The sequence below is a fragment of the Streptomyces sp. NBC_01288 genome (assembly GCF_035982055.1).
GTDB lineage: Bacteria > Actinomycetota > Actinomycetes > Streptomycetales > Streptomycetaceae > Streptomyces.
Window position 1 is genome coordinate 8,154,798 of record NZ_CP108427.1, and the last position, 16,676, is coordinate 8,171,473.

Annotated in this window: 19 protein-coding genes; 11 read left to right on the forward strand and 8 right to left on the reverse strand. The window is 71.1% G+C overall.

The features are described from left to right. Nucleotides 1-208: 208 nt before the first annotated feature. Complete coding sequence (locus tag OG194_RS36640; protein WP_327405042.1) at nt 209-1,621, forward strand: hypothetical protein; 1,413 nt, start codon at nt 209-211, stop codon at nt 1,619-1,621. Between the two features lie 6 nt (nt 1,622-1,627). Here the strand turns inward: OG194_RS36640 and OG194_RS36645 are convergent, their stop codons facing one another. Both OG194_RS36645 and ypfJ read right to left on the reverse strand, forming a co-directional pair. Continuing rightward, nucleotides 1,628-2,059, reverse strand: a complete 432-nt coding sequence (locus tag OG194_RS36645) for a VOC family protein (protein ID WP_327405043.1) — start codon at nt 2,057-2,059, stop codon at nt 1,628-1,630. A 142-nt stretch (nt 2,060-2,201) separates the two neighbouring features. Then, nucleotides 2,202-3,092 carry a KPN_02809 family neutral zinc metallopeptidase gene (gene ypfJ, locus OG194_RS36650; protein ID WP_327405044.1) on the reverse strand — a complete coding sequence of 297 codons (891 nt, stop codon included), beginning with the start codon at nt 3,090-3,092 and terminating at the stop codon, nt 2,202-2,204. Between the two features lie 345 nt (nt 3,093-3,437). Between ypfJ and OG194_RS36655 the strand changes: the two genes are divergently transcribed. The 3 genes from OG194_RS36655 (at nt 3,438) to OG194_RS36665 (ending at nt 6,570) form a co-directional block, all read left to right on the forward strand. Beyond that, on the forward strand, nt 3,438-5,036 hold the full coding sequence (locus OG194_RS36655) for an ABC-F family ATP-binding cassette domain-containing protein (protein ID WP_327405045.1): 1,599 nt from the start codon (nt 3,438-3,440) through the stop codon (nt 5,034-5,036). Nucleotides 5,037-5,421: 385 nt separating this feature from the next. Next, nucleotides 5,422-5,640, forward strand: a complete 219-nt coding sequence (locus OG194_RS36660; protein ID WP_019060653.1) for a helix-turn-helix domain-containing protein — start codon at nt 5,422-5,424, stop codon at nt 5,638-5,640. Between the two features lie 117 nt (nt 5,641-5,757). Next, nucleotides 5,758-6,570, forward strand: a complete 813-nt coding sequence (locus OG194_RS36665) for an enoyl-CoA hydratase/isomerase family protein (protein WP_327405046.1) — start codon at nt 5,758-5,760, stop codon at nt 6,568-6,570. Between the two features lie 21 nt (nt 6,571-6,591). Here OG194_RS36665 and OG194_RS36670 read toward each other — a convergent pair whose 3' ends face one another. Further along, a complete protein-coding gene (locus OG194_RS36670) occupies nt 6,592-7,428 on the reverse strand; it encodes a nucleopolyhedrovirus P10 family protein (protein WP_327405047.1) in 837 nt (278 codons plus the stop codon). 87 nt (nt 7,429-7,515) lie between these two features. Here OG194_RS36670 and OG194_RS36675 point away from each other — a divergent pair, with 87 nt between their 5' ends. The 5 genes from OG194_RS36675 to amaP are packed head-to-tail and all read left to right on the forward strand — an operon-like array spanning nt 7,516 to nt 9,883. After that, nucleotides 7,516-8,001 (forward strand): Asp23/Gls24 family envelope stress response protein, encoded by a 486-nt coding sequence (locus OG194_RS36675; protein ID WP_033286381.1) that lies wholly within the window; start codon nt 7,516-7,518, stop codon nt 7,999-8,001. A 55-nt stretch (nt 8,002-8,056) separates the two neighbouring features. Beyond that, complete coding sequence (locus OG194_RS36680; protein ID WP_327405048.1) at nt 8,057-8,242, forward strand: hypothetical protein; 186 nt, start codon at nt 8,057-8,059, stop codon at nt 8,240-8,242. After that, on the forward strand, nt 8,239-8,625 hold the full coding sequence (locus OG194_RS36685) for an Asp23/Gls24 family envelope stress response protein (RefSeq protein WP_327405049.1): 387 nt from the start codon (nt 8,239-8,241) through the stop codon (nt 8,623-8,625). The genes OG194_RS36680 and OG194_RS36685 overlap by 4 nt, the downstream gene beginning before the upstream one ends. Further along, nucleotides 8,622-9,299, forward strand: coding sequence for a DUF6286 domain-containing protein (locus tag OG194_RS36690; RefSeq protein WP_327405050.1), 678 nt, complete (start codon nt 8,622-8,624; stop codon nt 9,297-9,299). The genes OG194_RS36685 and OG194_RS36690 overlap by 4 nt, the downstream gene beginning before the upstream one ends. A gap of 5 nt (nt 9,300-9,304) precedes the next feature. After that, the gene (gene amaP, locus OG194_RS36695; RefSeq protein ID WP_327405051.1) at nt 9,305-9,883 is read left to right on the forward strand and encodes an alkaline shock response membrane anchor protein AmaP; all 579 of its coding nucleotides are present in this window, start codon (nt 9,305-9,307) and stop codon (nt 9,881-9,883) included. Nucleotides 9,884-9,930: 47 nt separating this feature from the next. Here the strand turns inward: amaP and OG194_RS36700 are convergent, their stop codons facing one another. From OG194_RS36700 to OG194_RS36720, 5 genes are all read right to left on the reverse strand, one after another. Then, nucleotides 9,931-10,686: an SDR family oxidoreductase gene (locus OG194_RS36700; RefSeq protein ID WP_327405052.1), complete on the reverse strand. Its 756-nt coding sequence runs from the start codon at nt 10,684-10,686 to the stop codon at nt 9,931-9,933. Nucleotides 10,687-10,691: 5 nt separating this feature from the next. Continuing rightward, nucleotides 10,692-12,479: a glycoside hydrolase family 15 protein gene (locus OG194_RS36705; protein ID WP_327405053.1), complete on the reverse strand. Its 1,788-nt coding sequence runs from the start codon at nt 12,477-12,479 to the stop codon at nt 10,692-10,694. 94 nt (nt 12,480-12,573) lie between these two features. Next, nucleotides 12,574-13,368 (reverse strand): SURF1 family cytochrome oxidase biogenesis protein, encoded by a 795-nt coding sequence (locus OG194_RS36710; protein WP_327405054.1) that lies wholly within the window; start codon nt 13,366-13,368, stop codon nt 12,574-12,576. Between the two features lie 85 nt (nt 13,369-13,453). After that, nucleotides 13,454-13,687 (reverse strand): hypothetical protein, encoded by a 234-nt coding sequence (locus OG194_RS36715; RefSeq protein ID WP_033286388.1) that lies wholly within the window; start codon nt 13,685-13,687, stop codon nt 13,454-13,456. A 149-nt stretch (nt 13,688-13,836) separates the two neighbouring features. After that, the gene (locus OG194_RS36720) at nt 13,837-14,820 is read right to left on the reverse strand and encodes a DEDDh family exonuclease (RefSeq protein WP_327405055.1); all 984 of its coding nucleotides are present in this window, start codon (nt 14,818-14,820) and stop codon (nt 13,837-13,839) included. Nucleotides 14,821-14,992: 172 nt separating this feature from the next. Here OG194_RS36720 and OG194_RS36725 point away from each other — a divergent pair, with 172 nt between their 5' ends. Both OG194_RS36725 and OG194_RS36730 read left to right on the forward strand, forming a co-directional pair. Then, on the forward strand, nt 14,993-15,790 hold the full coding sequence (locus OG194_RS36725; RefSeq protein WP_327405056.1) for an acetoacetate decarboxylase family protein: 798 nt from the start codon (nt 14,993-14,995) through the stop codon (nt 15,788-15,790). Beyond that, nucleotides 15,790-16,674: an SDR family NAD(P)-dependent oxidoreductase gene (locus OG194_RS36730; RefSeq protein WP_327405057.1), complete on the forward strand. Its 885-nt coding sequence runs from the start codon at nt 15,790-15,792 to the stop codon at nt 16,672-16,674. Before OG194_RS36725 ends, OG194_RS36730 begins: the two co-directional genes overlap by 1 nt. Nucleotides 16,675-16,676: the final 2 nt, after the last annotated feature.

Sequence of the window (16,676 nt, forward strand, 5' to 3'; positions counted from 1 at the left end):
GATGTGATCCACCGGCCGTACCGGACGCCCTCCTTCACCACCCCGGACTCCCACCCCCACCACACCCCACCGACCTTCCGTTTAGCCCTGTACCACTGGCCTGATCCCGGTCCCCAGCCGCCCGCGGGACCCCGTGCCTTGGCCCTCCCCGTCGCCCGCCGTGACATTCCGTTTGGGTTTTCGGACCGTCAACCGGAAGACTGCACCCGTGACGTCCCGTATCCCGCGCGACTCCAGGCTTCGACTCGTCCGCCCGCGACCCCTGGCCGCCGCCCCCCGAGCGATGAACCAGCGGCGCTCGCGCCGCCCCGCACCCCGCCCTCCGGAGGGCACACCGGCCCCCGCGGAACTGGCCAGAATGGCTCGCTCCGGCCTGGCCGGAGCCGCCCGAGTCGCCCACTGGGCCGACGCCGCACTACGCCCCGGCCGTGACAGCGCGAGCCCCGACGGCAAAGGCACCCTCTCCGACGCGACCGCCGAACTCGCGGCCGAGGATCTTGGCCTGACCCCGGCTCAGGTCCGCGCCGACTGGGACACCGCCCGCCTCGCCGGCCTCGTCGAGGTGCACGGCGACGAGGCCCGCCCCGGCTGGCGGTTGCGCGCCTGGGACCGCGACGACAGCGCCGTCCTGCGCGGCTGGGTCGCCCTCTTCGACGCCTGGTCGCTCGCCCACCCGGAACCCCGGGAGCACGAGCCCTCAGCCGTCGCCGAGGTCGTCTCGGCCATGCCTCAGGTGCTCTCCTTCCTCCAACTGTCCGCCGGCCCCGTCCCCGTCGAACAGCTCCTCGACCTCCTCGGCCAACGGGTCACCGAACTGCGCACCGAGCGCTGCGAGATCCCCTACGGCCCCCAGCCCGAACCCGTCCAGCAGCCCCCGGCCGCCGACGCCTCCATCGACACCCCCCTCGACCCCCTCCTCGACTGGGCCCTGCACGCCCTTGCCTCCGTCGGCGCCCTCACCTACGGCGACGCCCAGGCCACCCTCACCCCGCTCGGCAGCTGGGCGGTCTGGGTCAAGCTGGAACAGATCTGCGTGGCCGCCCAGAGCCCCGCCGGGAACATCGAGCAGCCCGCCGAGGACATGCTCCGCGGTTGCTCCCAGCTCCGCCCGAACGCCGCCCGCGCCGAGTACCGCGCCTGGCTCGCCGCCCGCACCGTGGGCACCGCCGTCGGCCAGCTGATCGACGCCGCCCGCGGTGAGGACGCCCTGCTGCGCGGCCTCGCCTTCGAGGCGCTGCGCGTCGTCGGCGCCCCCGCCGAACCCGACGTCCGCGCCGTCGCCGACGAGGCGACCCTGCGGCCGTACGCCCTGCTGTGGCTCGCCGAGCACGACGGGATCGACCCGGAGGACGCCCACGAGGTCCTCACCCGCGAAGAGGCCACCTGGTTGTGGGTCGACAGCGCCGCCGCCGTCGCCGACCACGGGGAGGCCCCGCTGCTGGTGCGCCACCTGGAGTCCGCGATCCAGCCGACCGTCCCGATGCTCCTCGACGAGGTGCGCGCCGTAGGGCATCCCCGCACCGTGCAGGTCCTCGTCGCGCTCGCCGCGGCCCACCCCGACCCGGCCCTCGCCAAGGCCGTACGTCGGGCCGCCTTCCAGGTGCACACGGGGGGAAGCTAGGCGCGGTCAGGCCCCTGTCTTCGGTATCTCCGGCAGCTCCGGAGCGTACGTACCGAAGCTCCAGATGTTGCCCTCGGCGTCCCGGGCCATGTAGTCCCGCGAGCCGTACTCCTGGTCCGCCGGGGGCATCAGGATCTCCGCGCCGTGCTCCACGGCCCGCCGGTGATGGGCGTCGACGTCGTCCACGACGATGTACACCCCGGCGGGACCCGCGCTCTTCATCGCCTCGTCGAAACGGCCGCCGCGGCCCTTGGAGCCGAGCATCACGCCACCGTTGCCCTGCACCAGTTCCGCGTGCATCACCGAGCCGTCCTCGCCCTCGTACACCGCCAGCTCGGTGAAGCCGAAGGCCTCCGTGAGCTGCCGGATCGCCGCCTTCGCGTCCGCGTACAGCAAGGACGGGTAGATGCTCGGACGCCCGCTGTTCTCGCCTGCCATGCCGATCACTTCCTTGTGTGCCTGGGGTTCTCAGCCGTTCTTGGTTGCTGTCGGGTTCCTCAGTGTTTCCGCTGCTTCGATCGCTTTCGACGAGTCTCGCACCCGCCACTGACAACGCCCCGCGAGAACGCCCCCGAGGCTGTCAGCGGAAGGTGTTGCACTGCGCCATGTCCCCGGTCCGGTAGCCCGTGTAGAACCACTGCTGCCGCTGCGCCGCCGACCCGTGCGTCCAGCTCTCCGGCGTCACCCGGCCCTGGAACCGCTCCTGGATCCGGTCGTCGCCGACGGCCGCCGCCGCGTCCAGGCCGTCCCGGATGTCGGCGTCCGTGAGGCTGGTGATCAACGGCCGCCCGGTCGACTCGTCCTTCGTGGTGGTCGCGTGATGCGCCCAGACGCCGGCGTAGCAGTCGGCCTGCAGTTCCACCTTCACGGCGTTGCTGTTCGCGCCGGTCCGCCCGTCCTGCGACCTGTCGAGCGTGCCCATCAGGTCCTGCACGTGGTGCCCGTACTCGTGCGCCACGACATAGGCCTGCGCGAACGGCCCGCCACTGGAGCCGAACTTCGTCCGCAGCTCGTCGAAGAACCCCAGGTCCAGATAGACCTTCCGGTCGCCGGGGCAGTAGAACGGCCCCACCGCCGAGGTCGCCGTCCCGCACGCGGTGGCGACCTGCCCGCTGAAGAAGACCGTCGGCGACCGTGTGTACGTACCGCTGCGCCGCCGGAACTCCTGCGTCCAGAAGTCCTGCACGCTGTTGACCACCGCCACGATGCGGCAGTCCTCCTTGGTGTTCGCGTCGGCCCCCGTACGGCAGGTCGACTGCACCTGGGCCAGCGAGGACGCGGTCGCCACCGGTGAGTCGCTGCCCGACGACAACCCCAGGTTGTCCGGACCGACGCCGAAGAAGAGCCCGAGCAGCAGCGCGATCAGCGCCGCGAGGCCACCGCCCACGGTCGCCCGGCCACCGGGAATCCGGCTGCCGCGCACGTCCTGCACCTCGGAGGTGTCCAGATTCGCGTCGTCGTCGAACTGCATGGCGTCATCCTCGCCCGCCGTTCCCGCCGCGGCGCCGGACGAGAGCCGAACGGGGGACACGCACCCGGTCCCGCCCACCGGGCCCGCACGCACGCGCGTGCCGTACGTCACGCGCGTGGGGTGCCCATCTCCCGGCACCGGCCCGGACCGCCCAGCTCATAGCTGCGGACGCCCTGTACCGGACCATCCCGGGCCGTCCGCCCCGGGGCGATGACCCACCGCGCACAGGAAAAGCGCTTGCACGGCCCCGTTAGACTTGGCCCATGGCCATTCTCCTCGCGCATTAGACGGCGGGAACGTCCTCAGCCGCCCCTTCCGCCTACGACCCCGCTCTGGAGTCTGACCGTGATCTCCGCCTCCGGTATCGAGCTGCGCGCCGGTGCCCGCGTCCTCATCGAGTCCGCCACCTTCCGTGTCGCCAAGGGCGACCGCATCGGTCTGGTCGGGCGCAACGGCGCCGGCAAGACCACCCTGACCAAGGTCCTGGCCGGCGAGGGCCAGCCCGCCGGCGGCACCGTCACCCGCTCCGGCGAGGTCGGCTACCTCCCGCAGGACCCCCGCACCGGCGACCTGGACGTGCTCGCCAGCGACCGCGTCCTCTCCGCGCGCGGACTGGACACCCTGATCCGCAAGATGCGCGAGAACGAACAGCGCATCGCCAACGGCAGCGGCGCCACCCGCGACAAGGCCATGCGCCAGTACGAGCGCCAGGAGACGGAGTTCCTCACCAAGGGCGGCTACTCCGCCGAGGCCGAGGCGGCCACCATCGCCGCCGCGCTGAACCTCCCGGACCGAGTGCTCGGCCAGCCGCTGCATACGCTCTCCGGCGGTCAGCGCCGCCGTATCGAGCTGGCCCGCATCCTGTTCTCCGACGCGGACACGCTGCTCCTCGACGAGCCCACGAACCACCTCGACGCCGACTCGATCGTCTGGCTGCGCGACTACCTGAAGACGTACCGCGGCGGCTTCATCGTGATCTCCCACGACACCGATCTCGTCGAGACCGTCGTCAACAAGGTGTTCTATCTGGACGCCAACCGCTCCCAGATCGACTACTACAACATGGGCTGGAAGCTCTACCAGCAGCAGCGCGAGGCCGACGAGAAGCGCCGCAAGCGCGAGCGGCAGAACGCCGAGAAGAAGGCCGCCGCCCTGCACTCGCAGGCCGACAAGATGCGTGCCAAGGCCACCAAGACGGTCGCCGCGCAGAACATGGCCAAGCGCGCCGACCGACTGCTCGCCGGGCTCGACGCGGTGCGTGTCTCCGACAAGGTCGCCAAGCTGCGCTTCCCGGAGCCCTCGCCCTGTGGCAAGACCCCGCTCATGGCGGAGGGCCTGTCGAAGTCGTACGGCTCTCTGGAGATCTTCACCGATGTCGACCTGGCTATCGACAAGGGTTCGCGCGTCGTCATCCTCGGCCTGAACGGCGCGGGCAAGACGACCCTCCTGAAGCTCCTCGGCGGTGCCGAGAAGCCGGACACCGGCGAGGTCATCGAGGGCCACGGTCTCAAGCTCGGCTACTACGCGCAGGAGCACGAGACCCTCGATCCCGAGCGCACGGTCCTGGAGAACATGCGCTCCGCCGCTCCCGACCTGGACCTGGTCGAGGTCCGCAAGACGCTGGGCTCGTTCCTGTTCTCCGGAGACGACGTCGACAAGCCGGCCGGGGTCCTCTCCGGCGGCGAGAAGACCCGTCTCGCGCTCGCCACCCTCGTGGTGTCGTCCGCGAACGTCCTCCTCCTGGATGAGCCGACGAACAACCTGGACCCCGCCAGCCGCGAGGAGATCCTCGGCGCACTGCGCACCTACAAGGGCGCCGTCGTCCTCGTCACCCACGATGAGGGTGCCGTGGAAGCTCTCCAGCCGGAGCGCATCATCCTGCTGCCGGACGGCGTCGAGGACCTGTGGGGCGCGGACTACGCGGATCTCGTCGCGCTCGCCTGACGGCCGGCCGCCTGACGGTCAGTGCCGCCCGACGGTCAGTGCCGCTTGACCGAATGCTTGATCCACGGCGTATGGATCATTCGGCCTACCGGTGATCCACCATCTGTGTGAGATCTCCTCGTACCGAGGTGTGTCGTACACCGATTTCCCGGCCGAGTCCTTTATCGACAAGGGCTCGGCCGTCCTGCGTCTCTGACCAGGTACTTCACGGAACAACTCGTTCGGCCGTACGGACAAGACCCTCAGGAATTCCACATTCCACTTGTGGGGACGCGCTCCTGTCGTCAAAACCTTGTCTTACGGACCTTGCCGAATGGGTGGCCATGAACGCTTGGAGGGGTGATCATGAGGAGACCAAGAGCGCACTTCCCATGAGGAGGCACGGGTGGCCGAGACTCTGAAGAAGGGCAGCCGGGTAACCGGCGCCGCGCGCGACAAGCTCGCGGCAGACCTGAAGAAGAAGTACGACTCCGGTGCGAGCATCCGAGCGCTGGCCGAGGAGACCGGCCGCTCGTATGGCTTCGTCCACCGGATGCTCAGTGAGTCGGGCGTCACGCTTCGTGGGCGTGGCGGGGCGACCCGGGGCAAGAAGGCTTCGGCCTGACCCCGGGTGGCTCATCGGCTTCGATGGTGGCCACCCGGTCGGACGACTGACCGACCGGGTGGTTACTGTGCAGTCACTTAGCTCTGCTCTGCTGACCGCACACATCGGAGGCGCCCCATGGCTTCGCCCGAACAGGACGACAAGGACCTCGGTCCCGTACTCGACAAGGACGGCGTACGGCTCACCGTCGACGACGCGATCGCCACGGTGACGCTGACCAACCCGGCCAAGCGCAACGCTCAAAGTCCTGCTCTCTGGCGGGCGTTGGCGGAGGCCGGGCGGTTGCTGCCGGGCACCGTCCGTGTCGTGGTGCTGCGCGCCGAGGGCAAGTCCTTCTCGGCCGGACTCGACCGCCAGGCGTTCACGCCCGAGGGCTTCGACGGCGAACCGTCGTTCATCGACCTCGCGCACAGCGATGACGCCGTGCTGGACGGGACCATCGCCGAGTACCAGGCGGGCTTCACCTGGTGGCGACGCAGCGACATCGTGTCCATCGCCGCCGTCCAGGGGCATGCCATCGGGGCCGGGTTCCAACTCGCCCTCGCCTGTGACCTGCGCGTCGTCGCCGACGATGTGCAGTTCGCCATGCGCGAGACCAGCCTCGGACTGGTGCCCGACCTGACCGGCACACATCCCCTGGTGGGCCTCGTCGGCTACGCCCGCGCGCTGGAGATCTGCGCGACCGGGCGCTCCGTCCTGGCCGAGGAAGCCGTCAGCACCGGCCTCGCGAACATCGCCGTTCCCGCCGACCAGGTCGAGGACGCCGTACGCGACCTCGCGACCGCACTGCTGGCCGCCCCGCGCGACGCCCTCATCGAGACCAAGGCGCTGCTCCAGGGCGTCCAGGGCCGTGCGTACGACGACCAGCGCGCCGCCGAGCGTGCCGCCCAGGCCCGACGCCTGCGGGACCTGGCCGGCGTCGGCGAATAAGGCCGTCAACCCACCTTGCCGTCAGTGCACCTTGGTGACCAGTACGGCCACGGTCGGGTGATCCGGCAGCGCCTCGCCGACCCCCGCGCGGACCTCCCGGGCCACATCCAGGGCCCGGCGGTCCGCGCGCACCGCGAGCTCCACACGCGCGTGGCGACGCGGCAGCGTCCCCTCACCCGCGACCTCCTCGATGTGCACAGCGCGGCCGAGCCCGCCCAGCGCGCCGGTCAGCCGGACCACGCCCGGGACGGCGAGCGCGGCGGCGGCGACCAGGGACTCGTCGTCGCCGTCAACACGATCAACATCGTCCACACGATCAATGTCATCAACATGGTCAATGTCGGCAGCGGGATCGTGATCCGCATCGTCCACACGGTCGACGTCGTCCATGCCGTCAACGTCGTCCATATGGTCCAGCAGGACCGTCACCTGTAGATCAACCTCGTCCACCACCAGACCGAGCCGCTCCGCAGCGGCCGTAGCCAGGGCCGTGCGCAGCCGGGACGCCGCGGCCGGCAGGGGTTCGGTCGCCACGGCGGCGCAGTCGGCCGTGATCCGCAGCGGCCCGGGCGGCAGCGCACCCGGCGGAGGCGGTACGGCGGGCTCGTGCGCGTCCGCCGGGTCGGCGAGCCCGATCCGCAGCGCGCCCAGCCGCACGCCCCGCACCTGCTCCGCCGCGCCCCGCAGTACGGCCTCGGCCGCCCGCTCGGCGATCCACGCGCCGTCGCGCCGATCACCCAGGGGCAGCAACCTGCCGAGCCGCAATTGATGCCGTACTGCCCGCCCGTCGCCCACCACCGCCCTGTTCGAAGGCGCTTCGCGCCGCCCCTGATTCCCAGTCCACGCGTCCGCCGTCATTCCTCCAGCCTGCCGCATGTCCAGCGCGGGACCGAGCAACCGCACTTACGGTGGTCGAAGGACGACGACCGAAAGGGATGTACGGCGATGACCGACATGACGGAGCGGAACCGGACACAGGACCCCGACGGTGAGCGGGAGTCCGTACAGACCCGCAAACCCCCCACCAAACGCGGCGGCGGCGACCCCGCGTCCCGGGGGCGGACCACCATCGCCGACGGCGTGGTGGAGAAGATCGCCGGGCTGGCCGCCCGGGACGTCCTGGGCGTCCACGCCATGGGCAGCGGGCTGTCCCGCACCTTCGGGGCCGTGCGCGACCGGGTGCCCGGCGGTACGAAGTCGGTGTCCCGGGGTGTGAAGGCCGAGGTCGGCGAGGTGCAGACCGCGCTCGACCTGGAGATCGTCGTCGACTACGGGGTGTCGATCGCGGACGTGGCCCGTGCCGTACGGGAGAACGTCATCGCCGCCGTGGAACGGATGACCGGCCTCGAAGTCGTCGAGGTCAACATCGCGGTCAGCGACGTGAAGCTGCCGGACGAAGAGGACGACGAACCGGAGCCCAGGCTCCAGTGACCGAGCCGACGAACGAGTCAACGAGCGGGCCGACGAACGAGCTGAGGAGCGCAGGATGAGCAGGGCCATGGTCGGCATGATCGCCGGAATGGCACTGGGCTTCGCCGGATACTTCGGCGGGTTCGGGGCCTTCCTGCTGGTGGCGGCCCTGGGCGCCATCGGGTTCGTCGTCGGCCGGTTCCTGGAGGGGGACCTGGAACTCGGCGACTTCTTCCGCTCGCGTGACGACCGGCGGCGATGACGCCCGTGAGCGGCCGGGACGGCTCGGTCGACGAGCGCGGCAGACCCCTGGCGGTCGTCGCACCCGGTGAGCGGGGCGCCACCCGGATCGCCGACCGGGTCGTGGCGAAGATCGCCGCGCAGGCCGCGCGCGAGGCGCTCGGACCACTGCACCCGGACGCCGCGTCGCCGCATGCCACCGTCGTCGTACACCACGAAACGGTACGCGTACGCGTGCACCTCGAACTCGACTATCCCTGCGACATCGGCGCCCGCTGTTTTCAGGTGCGTCGACAGGTGGTTCAGCGGGTACGCGCGTTGGTGGGCATGGAAGTGCCCGAGGTCGCCGTCCAAGTGGAACGGCTCCATCCGGCACATGGCGCGGCACAGGGGAGGACGCGATGAGCGAGCCCCAGGGCTCCGACGGCACGACCCAACGACTACCGGTCATCGAGAAGGAGACCGATCCCGGCCACGGCGGGTACACCGCCGCGTCCGACTACGACCCCGTTCCCGTCGTCCATGACGGGGACGGCAAGGGCGGCCGCTTCTGGTCGGCGCGCCGCGTCCCCGCGGCCATCGTCGCCGTCCTGCTGCTCGCCGGCGCCGGCGCCCTGCTCTACGACGTCACCGCCGTGCGCGCGGAGCGGCCCGCCGCGCACTGGCGCCGGGAACTGGCCCGGCAGCTCGCCCAACGCCCCCTGGACGACACCTGGGTGCTCATCGGCGCCGGCATCGCCGCCGCCCTCGGCCTCTGGCTGATCGTGCTCGCGGTGACACCCGGCCTGCGCCAGGTGCTGCCGATGCGCCGCACCCACGCCGACGTCCGGGCCGGCCTGCAACGCGCCGCCGCCGCGATGGTGCTGCGCGACCGGGCCATGGAGGTCTCGGGCGTGCAGTCGGTCCGCGTACGGACCAGCCGGACCAGAGCCGACGTCCGCGCGGTGTCGCATTTCCGTGAACTCGACGACGTACGGGCCGACTTGGACGCCGTGCTCGGCGACGCGATCACCGGGCTAGGACTCGCCCGGCCACCCGCGCTGTCGGTGCACGTCGGCCGTTCCGGCCGGAAGGGATGAGGCCGATGCTCAGGATCGTCAACCGCGCGGTGATCGGTGTCGTGGGCCTCGTACTGCTCGTGCTCGGCGGCTCGGTACTCGCCGTAGGCCTCGGTGTGAAGCCGCCCTCCTGGTGGATCTACGACGGGCGCCACGACGTCCTGCTGAGCGACGCCCGGCGCACGCGCTGGCGGGGCGACGGCTGGTGGTGGCCGACGGTCCTCGCCGTGCTCGCCGTCCTCGTCCTGCTGGCTCTGTGGTGGCTCGTCGCGGTGCTACGGCGCCGTCGGCTCACCGAGGTCGCCGTCAGCACCGGTGACGGCGAGGGTGCGCTACTGCGGGGCCGCGCCCTGGAGGGCGTCCTCGCCACCGACGCGGGCGCCCTGGACGGCGTGGCCCACGCGCACGTGCGGCTCGCCGGCACCCGCACCGCACCCGAGGCCCGCGTCCAGCTCAGCCTGGAACCGCACGTGGACCCCGGAGTCGCCCTCGACCACCTGACGGCCAACGCCCTTGCCCACGCCCGCGATTCGGCCGGCCTGGAGACGCTGCCGACGGAGGTCCGTCTGACGGGCGTCAAGCACCGCGCGGAGCGGGTGAGTTGACAGGTTGACTGATGGGTTGGCTGAGCGGGGATTGAGTTGACGGAGCGTCAGAACCCGTGCCGCATCCCACCGTCGACAGGCACCATGATCCCCGTCAGATAGGACGCGGCCGGCGACAGCAGAAACGCCGCCACCCGCCCGAACTCGTCCGAAGTCCCGTACCGCCGCAGCGGAATCCGCGACTCGTTGGCCGCACGCGTGGCCACCGGGTCCGCGGACAGCCCGTCCAGCTCGCGCACGCGGTCCGTGTCGATACGGGCCGGCAGCAGCCCCAGGACACGGATGTCGCGCGGGCCCAGCTCGTCCGCGAGGGACTTGGCGAAACCGGCGAGGCCGGGCCGCAAGGCGTTCGAGATCGTCAGCCCGGGGATCGGCTCGTGCACCGACCCGGAGAGCACGAAGCCGATGACACCGCCCGCCCCCAACTCCTCGGCCGCCGCGCGGGCGAGTCGCACCGCGCCCAGGAACACCGACTCGAACGACGACTGCCACTGCTCGTCGGTGGTGTCGGCGACGAACCCGGGCGGTGGTCCGCCGACGCTCACGAGGATGCCGTCGAAGCCCCCGAAGTGCTCGCGCGCGGCGGCGATCAGCCGGGCCGGTGCCTCCGCGTCGGCGTTGTCGACGGACACGCCGACCGCGTTCGGCCCCAGCTCGGCCGCCGCGTCGGCGGCCCGCTTCTCGTCGCGCCCGGTGACGACCACCTTCGCGCCGTCGGCCACCAGCTCGCGCGCGGCGGCGTTGCCCAGCCCACGGGTGGCCCCGGTGACGACGTACACCCGGTCCTTCAGTCCAAGATCCATGACCCCTATCCTGCCTCCTCGTCCCCGAACAGGGTGAGGGCGGTGTTCACCAGGCCGATGTGGCTGAACGCCTGCGGGAAGTTGCCCAGCAGACGGCCGGCCACCGGGTCGTACTCCTCCGCGAGCAGCCCCACGTCGTTCGCGAGCCCCACCAGCCGCTCGAAAAGCACCCGGGCCTCCTTCCGGCGGCCCGTCATCTGGAGTGCGTCCACGAGCCAGAAGGAGCACGCCAGGAAGGCGCCCTCGTCGCCGGGCAGCCCGTCCACCTGGGTGTCGGCGGCGGTGTCGTAGCGGCGAACGAAGCCGTCATGGCCCAGGGCCTCGCGGACCGCGTCGACCGTGCCGACGACCCGCGGATCATCGGGCGGCAGGAAGCCGAAGCGGGGGATGAGCAGCAGGGCGGCGTCGAGTTCCTGCGAGCCGTAGTACTGCGTGAACGTGTTGCGTTCCGGGTCGTAGCCCTTCTCGCACACGTCCCGGTGCACCGCGTCCCGCAGCTCGCGCCAGCCCTCCAGGTCGCCGGGCAGGTCGGCGTACTCTTCCAGGGTGCGGACGGCGCGGTCGGCGGCCACCCACACCATGACCTTGGAGTGCACGAAGTGCCGGCGTCCGCCGCGCACCTCCCACAGGCCCTCGTCCGGCTGCTGCCACTGCGCGCGCAGCCACTCCAGGAGGACGGCCTGGAGCGACCACATGTGCGGCTTGGGGGACAGACCCGCGCGGCGGGCCAGCCACAGGGAGTCCAGGACCTCTCCGTAGACGTCGAGTTGGAGCTGGTTGACGGCGCCGTTGCCGATCCGGACGGGGGCCGAACCGGCGAAGCCGGAGAGGTGCGGCAGTTCGAACTCGGGGAGCCGTCGTTCGCCCGCCACGCCGTACATGATCTGGAGGTCCGCGGGATCGCCGGCGACCGCGCGGAGCAGCCAGTCGCGCCAGGCCTCGGCCTCCTTGTGGTAGCCCGCGGCGACCAGGGCGCCCAGGGTGAGGCTCGAATCGCGCAGCCAGCAGTAGCGGTAGTCCCAGTTGCGGACGCCGCCCATCTCCTCGGGGAGTGACGTGGTGGCCGCGGCGACGATGCCACCGGTCGGGCGGTAGGTGAGCGCCTTGAGCGTGATCAGGGACCGCACGACCGCGTCCCTGTACGGGCCGTCGTAGCGGCAGCGGGCCACCCAGCGCCTCCAGTCCGCGACGCTGGTGCGCAGCGACTTGTAGGGGTCGACGAGCGGCGGACGGGGCTCGTGCGAGGGGTGCCAGGTGAGGACGAAGGCGACCCTCTGGCCGGCCTCGACGGTGAACTCCGAGAGGGTGCTGAAGTCCTCGCCCCAGGTGCGCACCTCGGGCTCGCTGCGCAGCCACACCGAGTCGGGGCCCGCGACGGCCACATGGTGCCCGTCGGACCGGCGCATCCACGGCACGACCGCGCCGTAGTCGAAGCGGAGACGGAGCCTGCTGTGGACGGTGACCTTGCCGCTGACGCCTTCCACGATGCGTACGACGTCGGGGGCGCGGTGGCGCTGGGGCATCAGGTCGGTGACACGGATCGTGCCTTCGTCGGTCTCCCACTCCGTGTCCAGGACCAGGGTGTCGGGGCGGTAGGCGCGGCGGGTGCAGCGGTCCGCGCCCTTGGGGGCGATGCGCCAGTGGCCGTTGTCCTCGTCGCCGAGCATTCTGGCGAAGCAGGCGGCCGAGTCGAAGCGTGGCAGGCACAGCCAGTCGACCGAGCCGTCCATGCCGACCAGGGCCGCGGTCTGTTCGTCGCCGATGAGGGCGTAGTCCTCGATACGTGGGTGCACGGGGTGCGGGTTCCCTGCCTGTCGGTGAGGCAATCAAGGTTCGGGGCCGGGCGGGTGAAGAGAAGCCCGGGTCACACGGTCGCGGGAGCCCGGCTCACACGGTCGCGGGCTCGGCCTCCGCTGCCTGCTCTTCCTTCGCCGCCGCCTCCCGGCGGTCGCGGGCCTCGCGGCGGGCGAGGACCACGTAGCCGACGGGTACGGCCGCGGCGAACAGCCACCACTGGATCATGTACGCGTAGTTCAGCGGGGCGTCTTCCTTGCCCGGGTCGGAGATCTGCTCCGGCGTGTCACCCTTCGGCTCCGGCGCGGTCTGCTCGACGTAACCGCCGAGCACCTGGGCGTCGAGCCGCTTCGCCTGCTCCTCGCTGTTGATCAACATGATCTGGCGATCGGGCAGGCCCTTGATGTCCTTGATGCCGCTGGCCGCGGTCGTCTCGTCGGCCATCAGGCGTCCGGTGATCGTGGTCTTGCCGCTCGGGGGCGCGGGGATCTTCGGGAAGGCCGTCTGCACCCCCGTCGCCGGGATCCATCCACGGTTGATCAACACGACCTTGCCGTCCGTCAACACGAACGGGGTGAGGACATGGAAGCCGACCTCGTCGTCGTCATTGGTACGACGCCGGACGACGACTTCTTTAGAAGTCTCGAAGGTGCCGGTCGCGGTGACGGTGCGGTACTTCTCCGTACGGGTGACCGCGTGCCCCGGGGTGCTGATCGTCTCCACGGGGACCGGCTTGGCGTGCAGCGCGTTCGTGACCAACTGGTTCCGGGCGCTGCGCATCTCGTAGCGGTGCATCTGCCAGATGCCCAGCCTGATCATCGTCGGGATCAGGAGAAGGGTGATCAACGCGAGGATCACCCACTGCCGGGACATCAGGAAGCGGTACACCCCACGACCGTACAACTCGGTCGTGGGGCGCATTCAGGGGGGTACCGGAAGGGATACGGGGTCCGGCTCCCGGAAGGCCGGTGGCTCACACCTTGTCGATGATCCCCACCATCCCCTCCGCCCGCGCACAGTGGCCCCCGCAGAACCAGCGGCCCTCGACCTCCACGCCCTGGCCGATGATCTGCACCCGGCAGTGCTCGCAGATCGGGGCCATGCGGTGGATCGCGCAGGAGAAGCAGTCGAAGACGTGCACCGCGCCCTGCGCGTGCACCTCGAAGCTCATGCCGTAGTCATTGCCGCATACTTCACATCTCGCCATGCGCCACAGGGTGGGCCGTCCGCCGGGCACGGGCGAGCGGGCGCGGGGCGAGTCGTACGACAATCACCCGTCCGTACGGTCCGTGCGGCGCGCTCGGTCCGTGCGACCGAGGTGATCGGCCGCAGGGCGTACGGCCCCGCGCGGCGCGCTCAGCCCGCCGCCTCGACGTCCCGCAGCAGCTGCCCGAACGCCGCCTCGTCCACCACCGGCGTGCCGAACTGCTTGGCCTTGACCACCTTCGAGGTGCCCGAGTCCGGGTCGTTCGTAACGAGGAGGCTGGTCAGCCGGGACAGGCTCGTCGCGACATGCAGGCCGGCCTCCACGGCCCGGTCCTCCAGCAGCTCGCGCTCGACGGACGTGTCCCCGGAGAACGCGATCCGCATCCCCTGCTTGAGCGGCCTGCCGTCCTCGAAGCGCCCCGGGTTGGGGTACGGGCACGCGGGCCGCTTGCGCGCGGGACGCCAACCGCCCGCCCCGAAGCCGCCGTAGCCCCCCGCCTGCTGCCCGATCCGGGGTGCGGGCTGGGCCCATTCCGTCAGCGGCCGGCACTCGTGCAGCGGCAGCCGTACGCCGCCCTGAGCCGCCGCCCGGAGGCTCGGGCGGAAGGCTTCCGCGAGCACGCGCGCGTCGTCGAGCGCGTGGTGCGCGCGCTGCTGGACGACGCCGAAGTGCGCTGCCAGGGACTCCAGTTTGTGGTTGGGCAGCGGCAGGCTCAGCTCCTTGGAAAGCGCGATGGTGCACAGCCGCTGGCGGACCGGGGGCTCGATCTGCACGCGCGCGTACTCCCGCGCGATCATCTGCCAGTCGAAGACCGCGTTGTGCGCGACCAACACCCGGCCCTCCAGGCGGGTCGCGAACTCCTCGGCGATGTCCTTGAAGAGGGGCGCGCCCTCCAGGACGTCACTCGTCAGACCGTGGATCCACACGGGGCCGGGATCGCGCTCCGGGTTGACCATCGTGTACCAGTGGTCCTCGACCTCGCCGAGCGCGTCCAGACGGTAGACGGCCGCGGAGATTATCCGGTCGTCCCGGGCCAGGCCGGTGGTCTCCACGTCAACTACCGCATACCCCTGGGGATATGCGGCCGGCCACGGAGTGGCTGCGGACACTGTCGGCGAGTGGTCTTCGAGCATGGTCACTGAGGATACGGGCCGCCACTGACAGTCCTGTCCCTCAGGTCGCCCGCCCCGCCCGCCCGTTCGGGCCCGCCGAATGCGCGTGCGCGTGGCTATGGACCTTTTGCCCGCCCGGTGCAAGCGTGCTGCCCGCCTGACGGATGACGGCCTACGAAGGGCGGTACGGCGTATGGCACGCGTACGGTACGGCGCACGGACCGAGGCGGAGATCGCCGCCGCACGCACGGCGAGCTCCAAGCTCCCCGACATCTGGTCCACCGGTGTGGTGGCCGTCTGGGAGAGCGACCCGGACGCGGTCGCGGCGGTCCTGCCGCCGCCCCTCAAGCCCACCGGGCGGCCCCTGGTCCGGGTGAACATCAGCAAGGTGGAGCTGACCGGATACCCCCTGGGCGCGGGCTCGTTCGCGGTCGCCGCCGCGCACGACGGCGTCGAGGGCTGGTACCCCCTGGTGATGCCGATGACCCACGAACGGGCCCTCACCGGCGGCCGCGAGGTCTTCGGAGAGCCCAAGAAACTCGGCGAGGTGACCGTCGAGCGCGTGGGCCTCGTCGTGCACGCGTCCCTCGCCCGGCACGGCATCGCGTTCGTGGAGGTCCGCGGCGCGATCAGCGAGGAACTGCCCCTCCCCGGGCCGACCCAGAAGACCGACTTCTACTTCAAGTTCCTTCCCGCGGTGGACGGTTCGGGCTTCGACGCCGACCCCGTGCTCGTGCACTGCCTGCGCAACGAGAAGGTCCGCCGCCTCGAACGCGTCACCGGAGACGTCGTTCTACGGGAGTCCATGTACGACCCGGTCGCCGACCTCCCGGTACGCACTCTCGTCGACATCACCATCGGCGAGAAGACCAGCGACCAGCGCGGCAGGGTCGTCGAACGGGTCGACGCGCGGGCCCTGTTGCCGTACATCCACCAGCGCTACGACGACCCGCAGCAGATCCACGACGGACCGCCCGAGGGGAGTGCGTAATGGAGTTGGGGGAGGGTCAGGTCGCCGTCGTCACCGGGGCCGCGAGCGGGATCGGGCTCGCGATGGCACGGCGGTTCGCCGCCGACGGGCTCAAGGTGGTCCTCGCCGACGTCGAGCAGGGGGCCCTCGACAAGGCCGCCGCCGATCTGCGCGCCGACGGTGCCGACGTGCACGCGCGCGTGGTCGACGTCGGCGTACGCCAACAGGTCCTGGATCTCGCCGAGTCGGCCTACGAGACGTACGGCGCCGTCCACGTCCTGTGCAACAACGCCGGGGTCGGCTCGGGTGCCGAGGGCCGGATGTGGGAGCACGAACCGAACGACTGGCAGTGGGCGTTCGCCGTCAACGTGTGGGGTGTCTTCCACGGCATCCAGGCGTTCGTGCCGAGGATGATCAAGTCCGGTCAACCCGGTCATGTCGTCAACACGTCCTCCGGGGACGGCGGTATCGCCCCGCTGCCCACCGCCTCGGTGTACGCCGTCACCAAGGCCGCCGTCGTGACGATGACCGAATCCCTGTACGCCCACTTGAAGGCGGAGCACGCGCGCGTGGGCGCCTCGGTGCTCTTCCCGGGGCCGCACATGCTGCGCACGGGCCTGTGGGAGTCGCACCGCAACCGGCCCGACCGGTACGCCAAAGAGCGCCCCCGTAGGACCCCTTATCGCAGCCTCGACCAGTGGGAGACCGCGATGAAGGAGGCGGGCAAGGAGGTCGCCTTCACGCCCGTCGAGGAGGTCGCCGACCTCGTCGTGGACGGCGTCCGCGCGGACCGCTTCTGGCTGCTGCCCGAGAGCGAGCACAGCGACGCCCAGATCCGGGCGAGGGCGGGCTCGATGCTCGACCGCGCGAACCCGTCGTACCTAGAGAGCTTCATCCTGGACTGAGG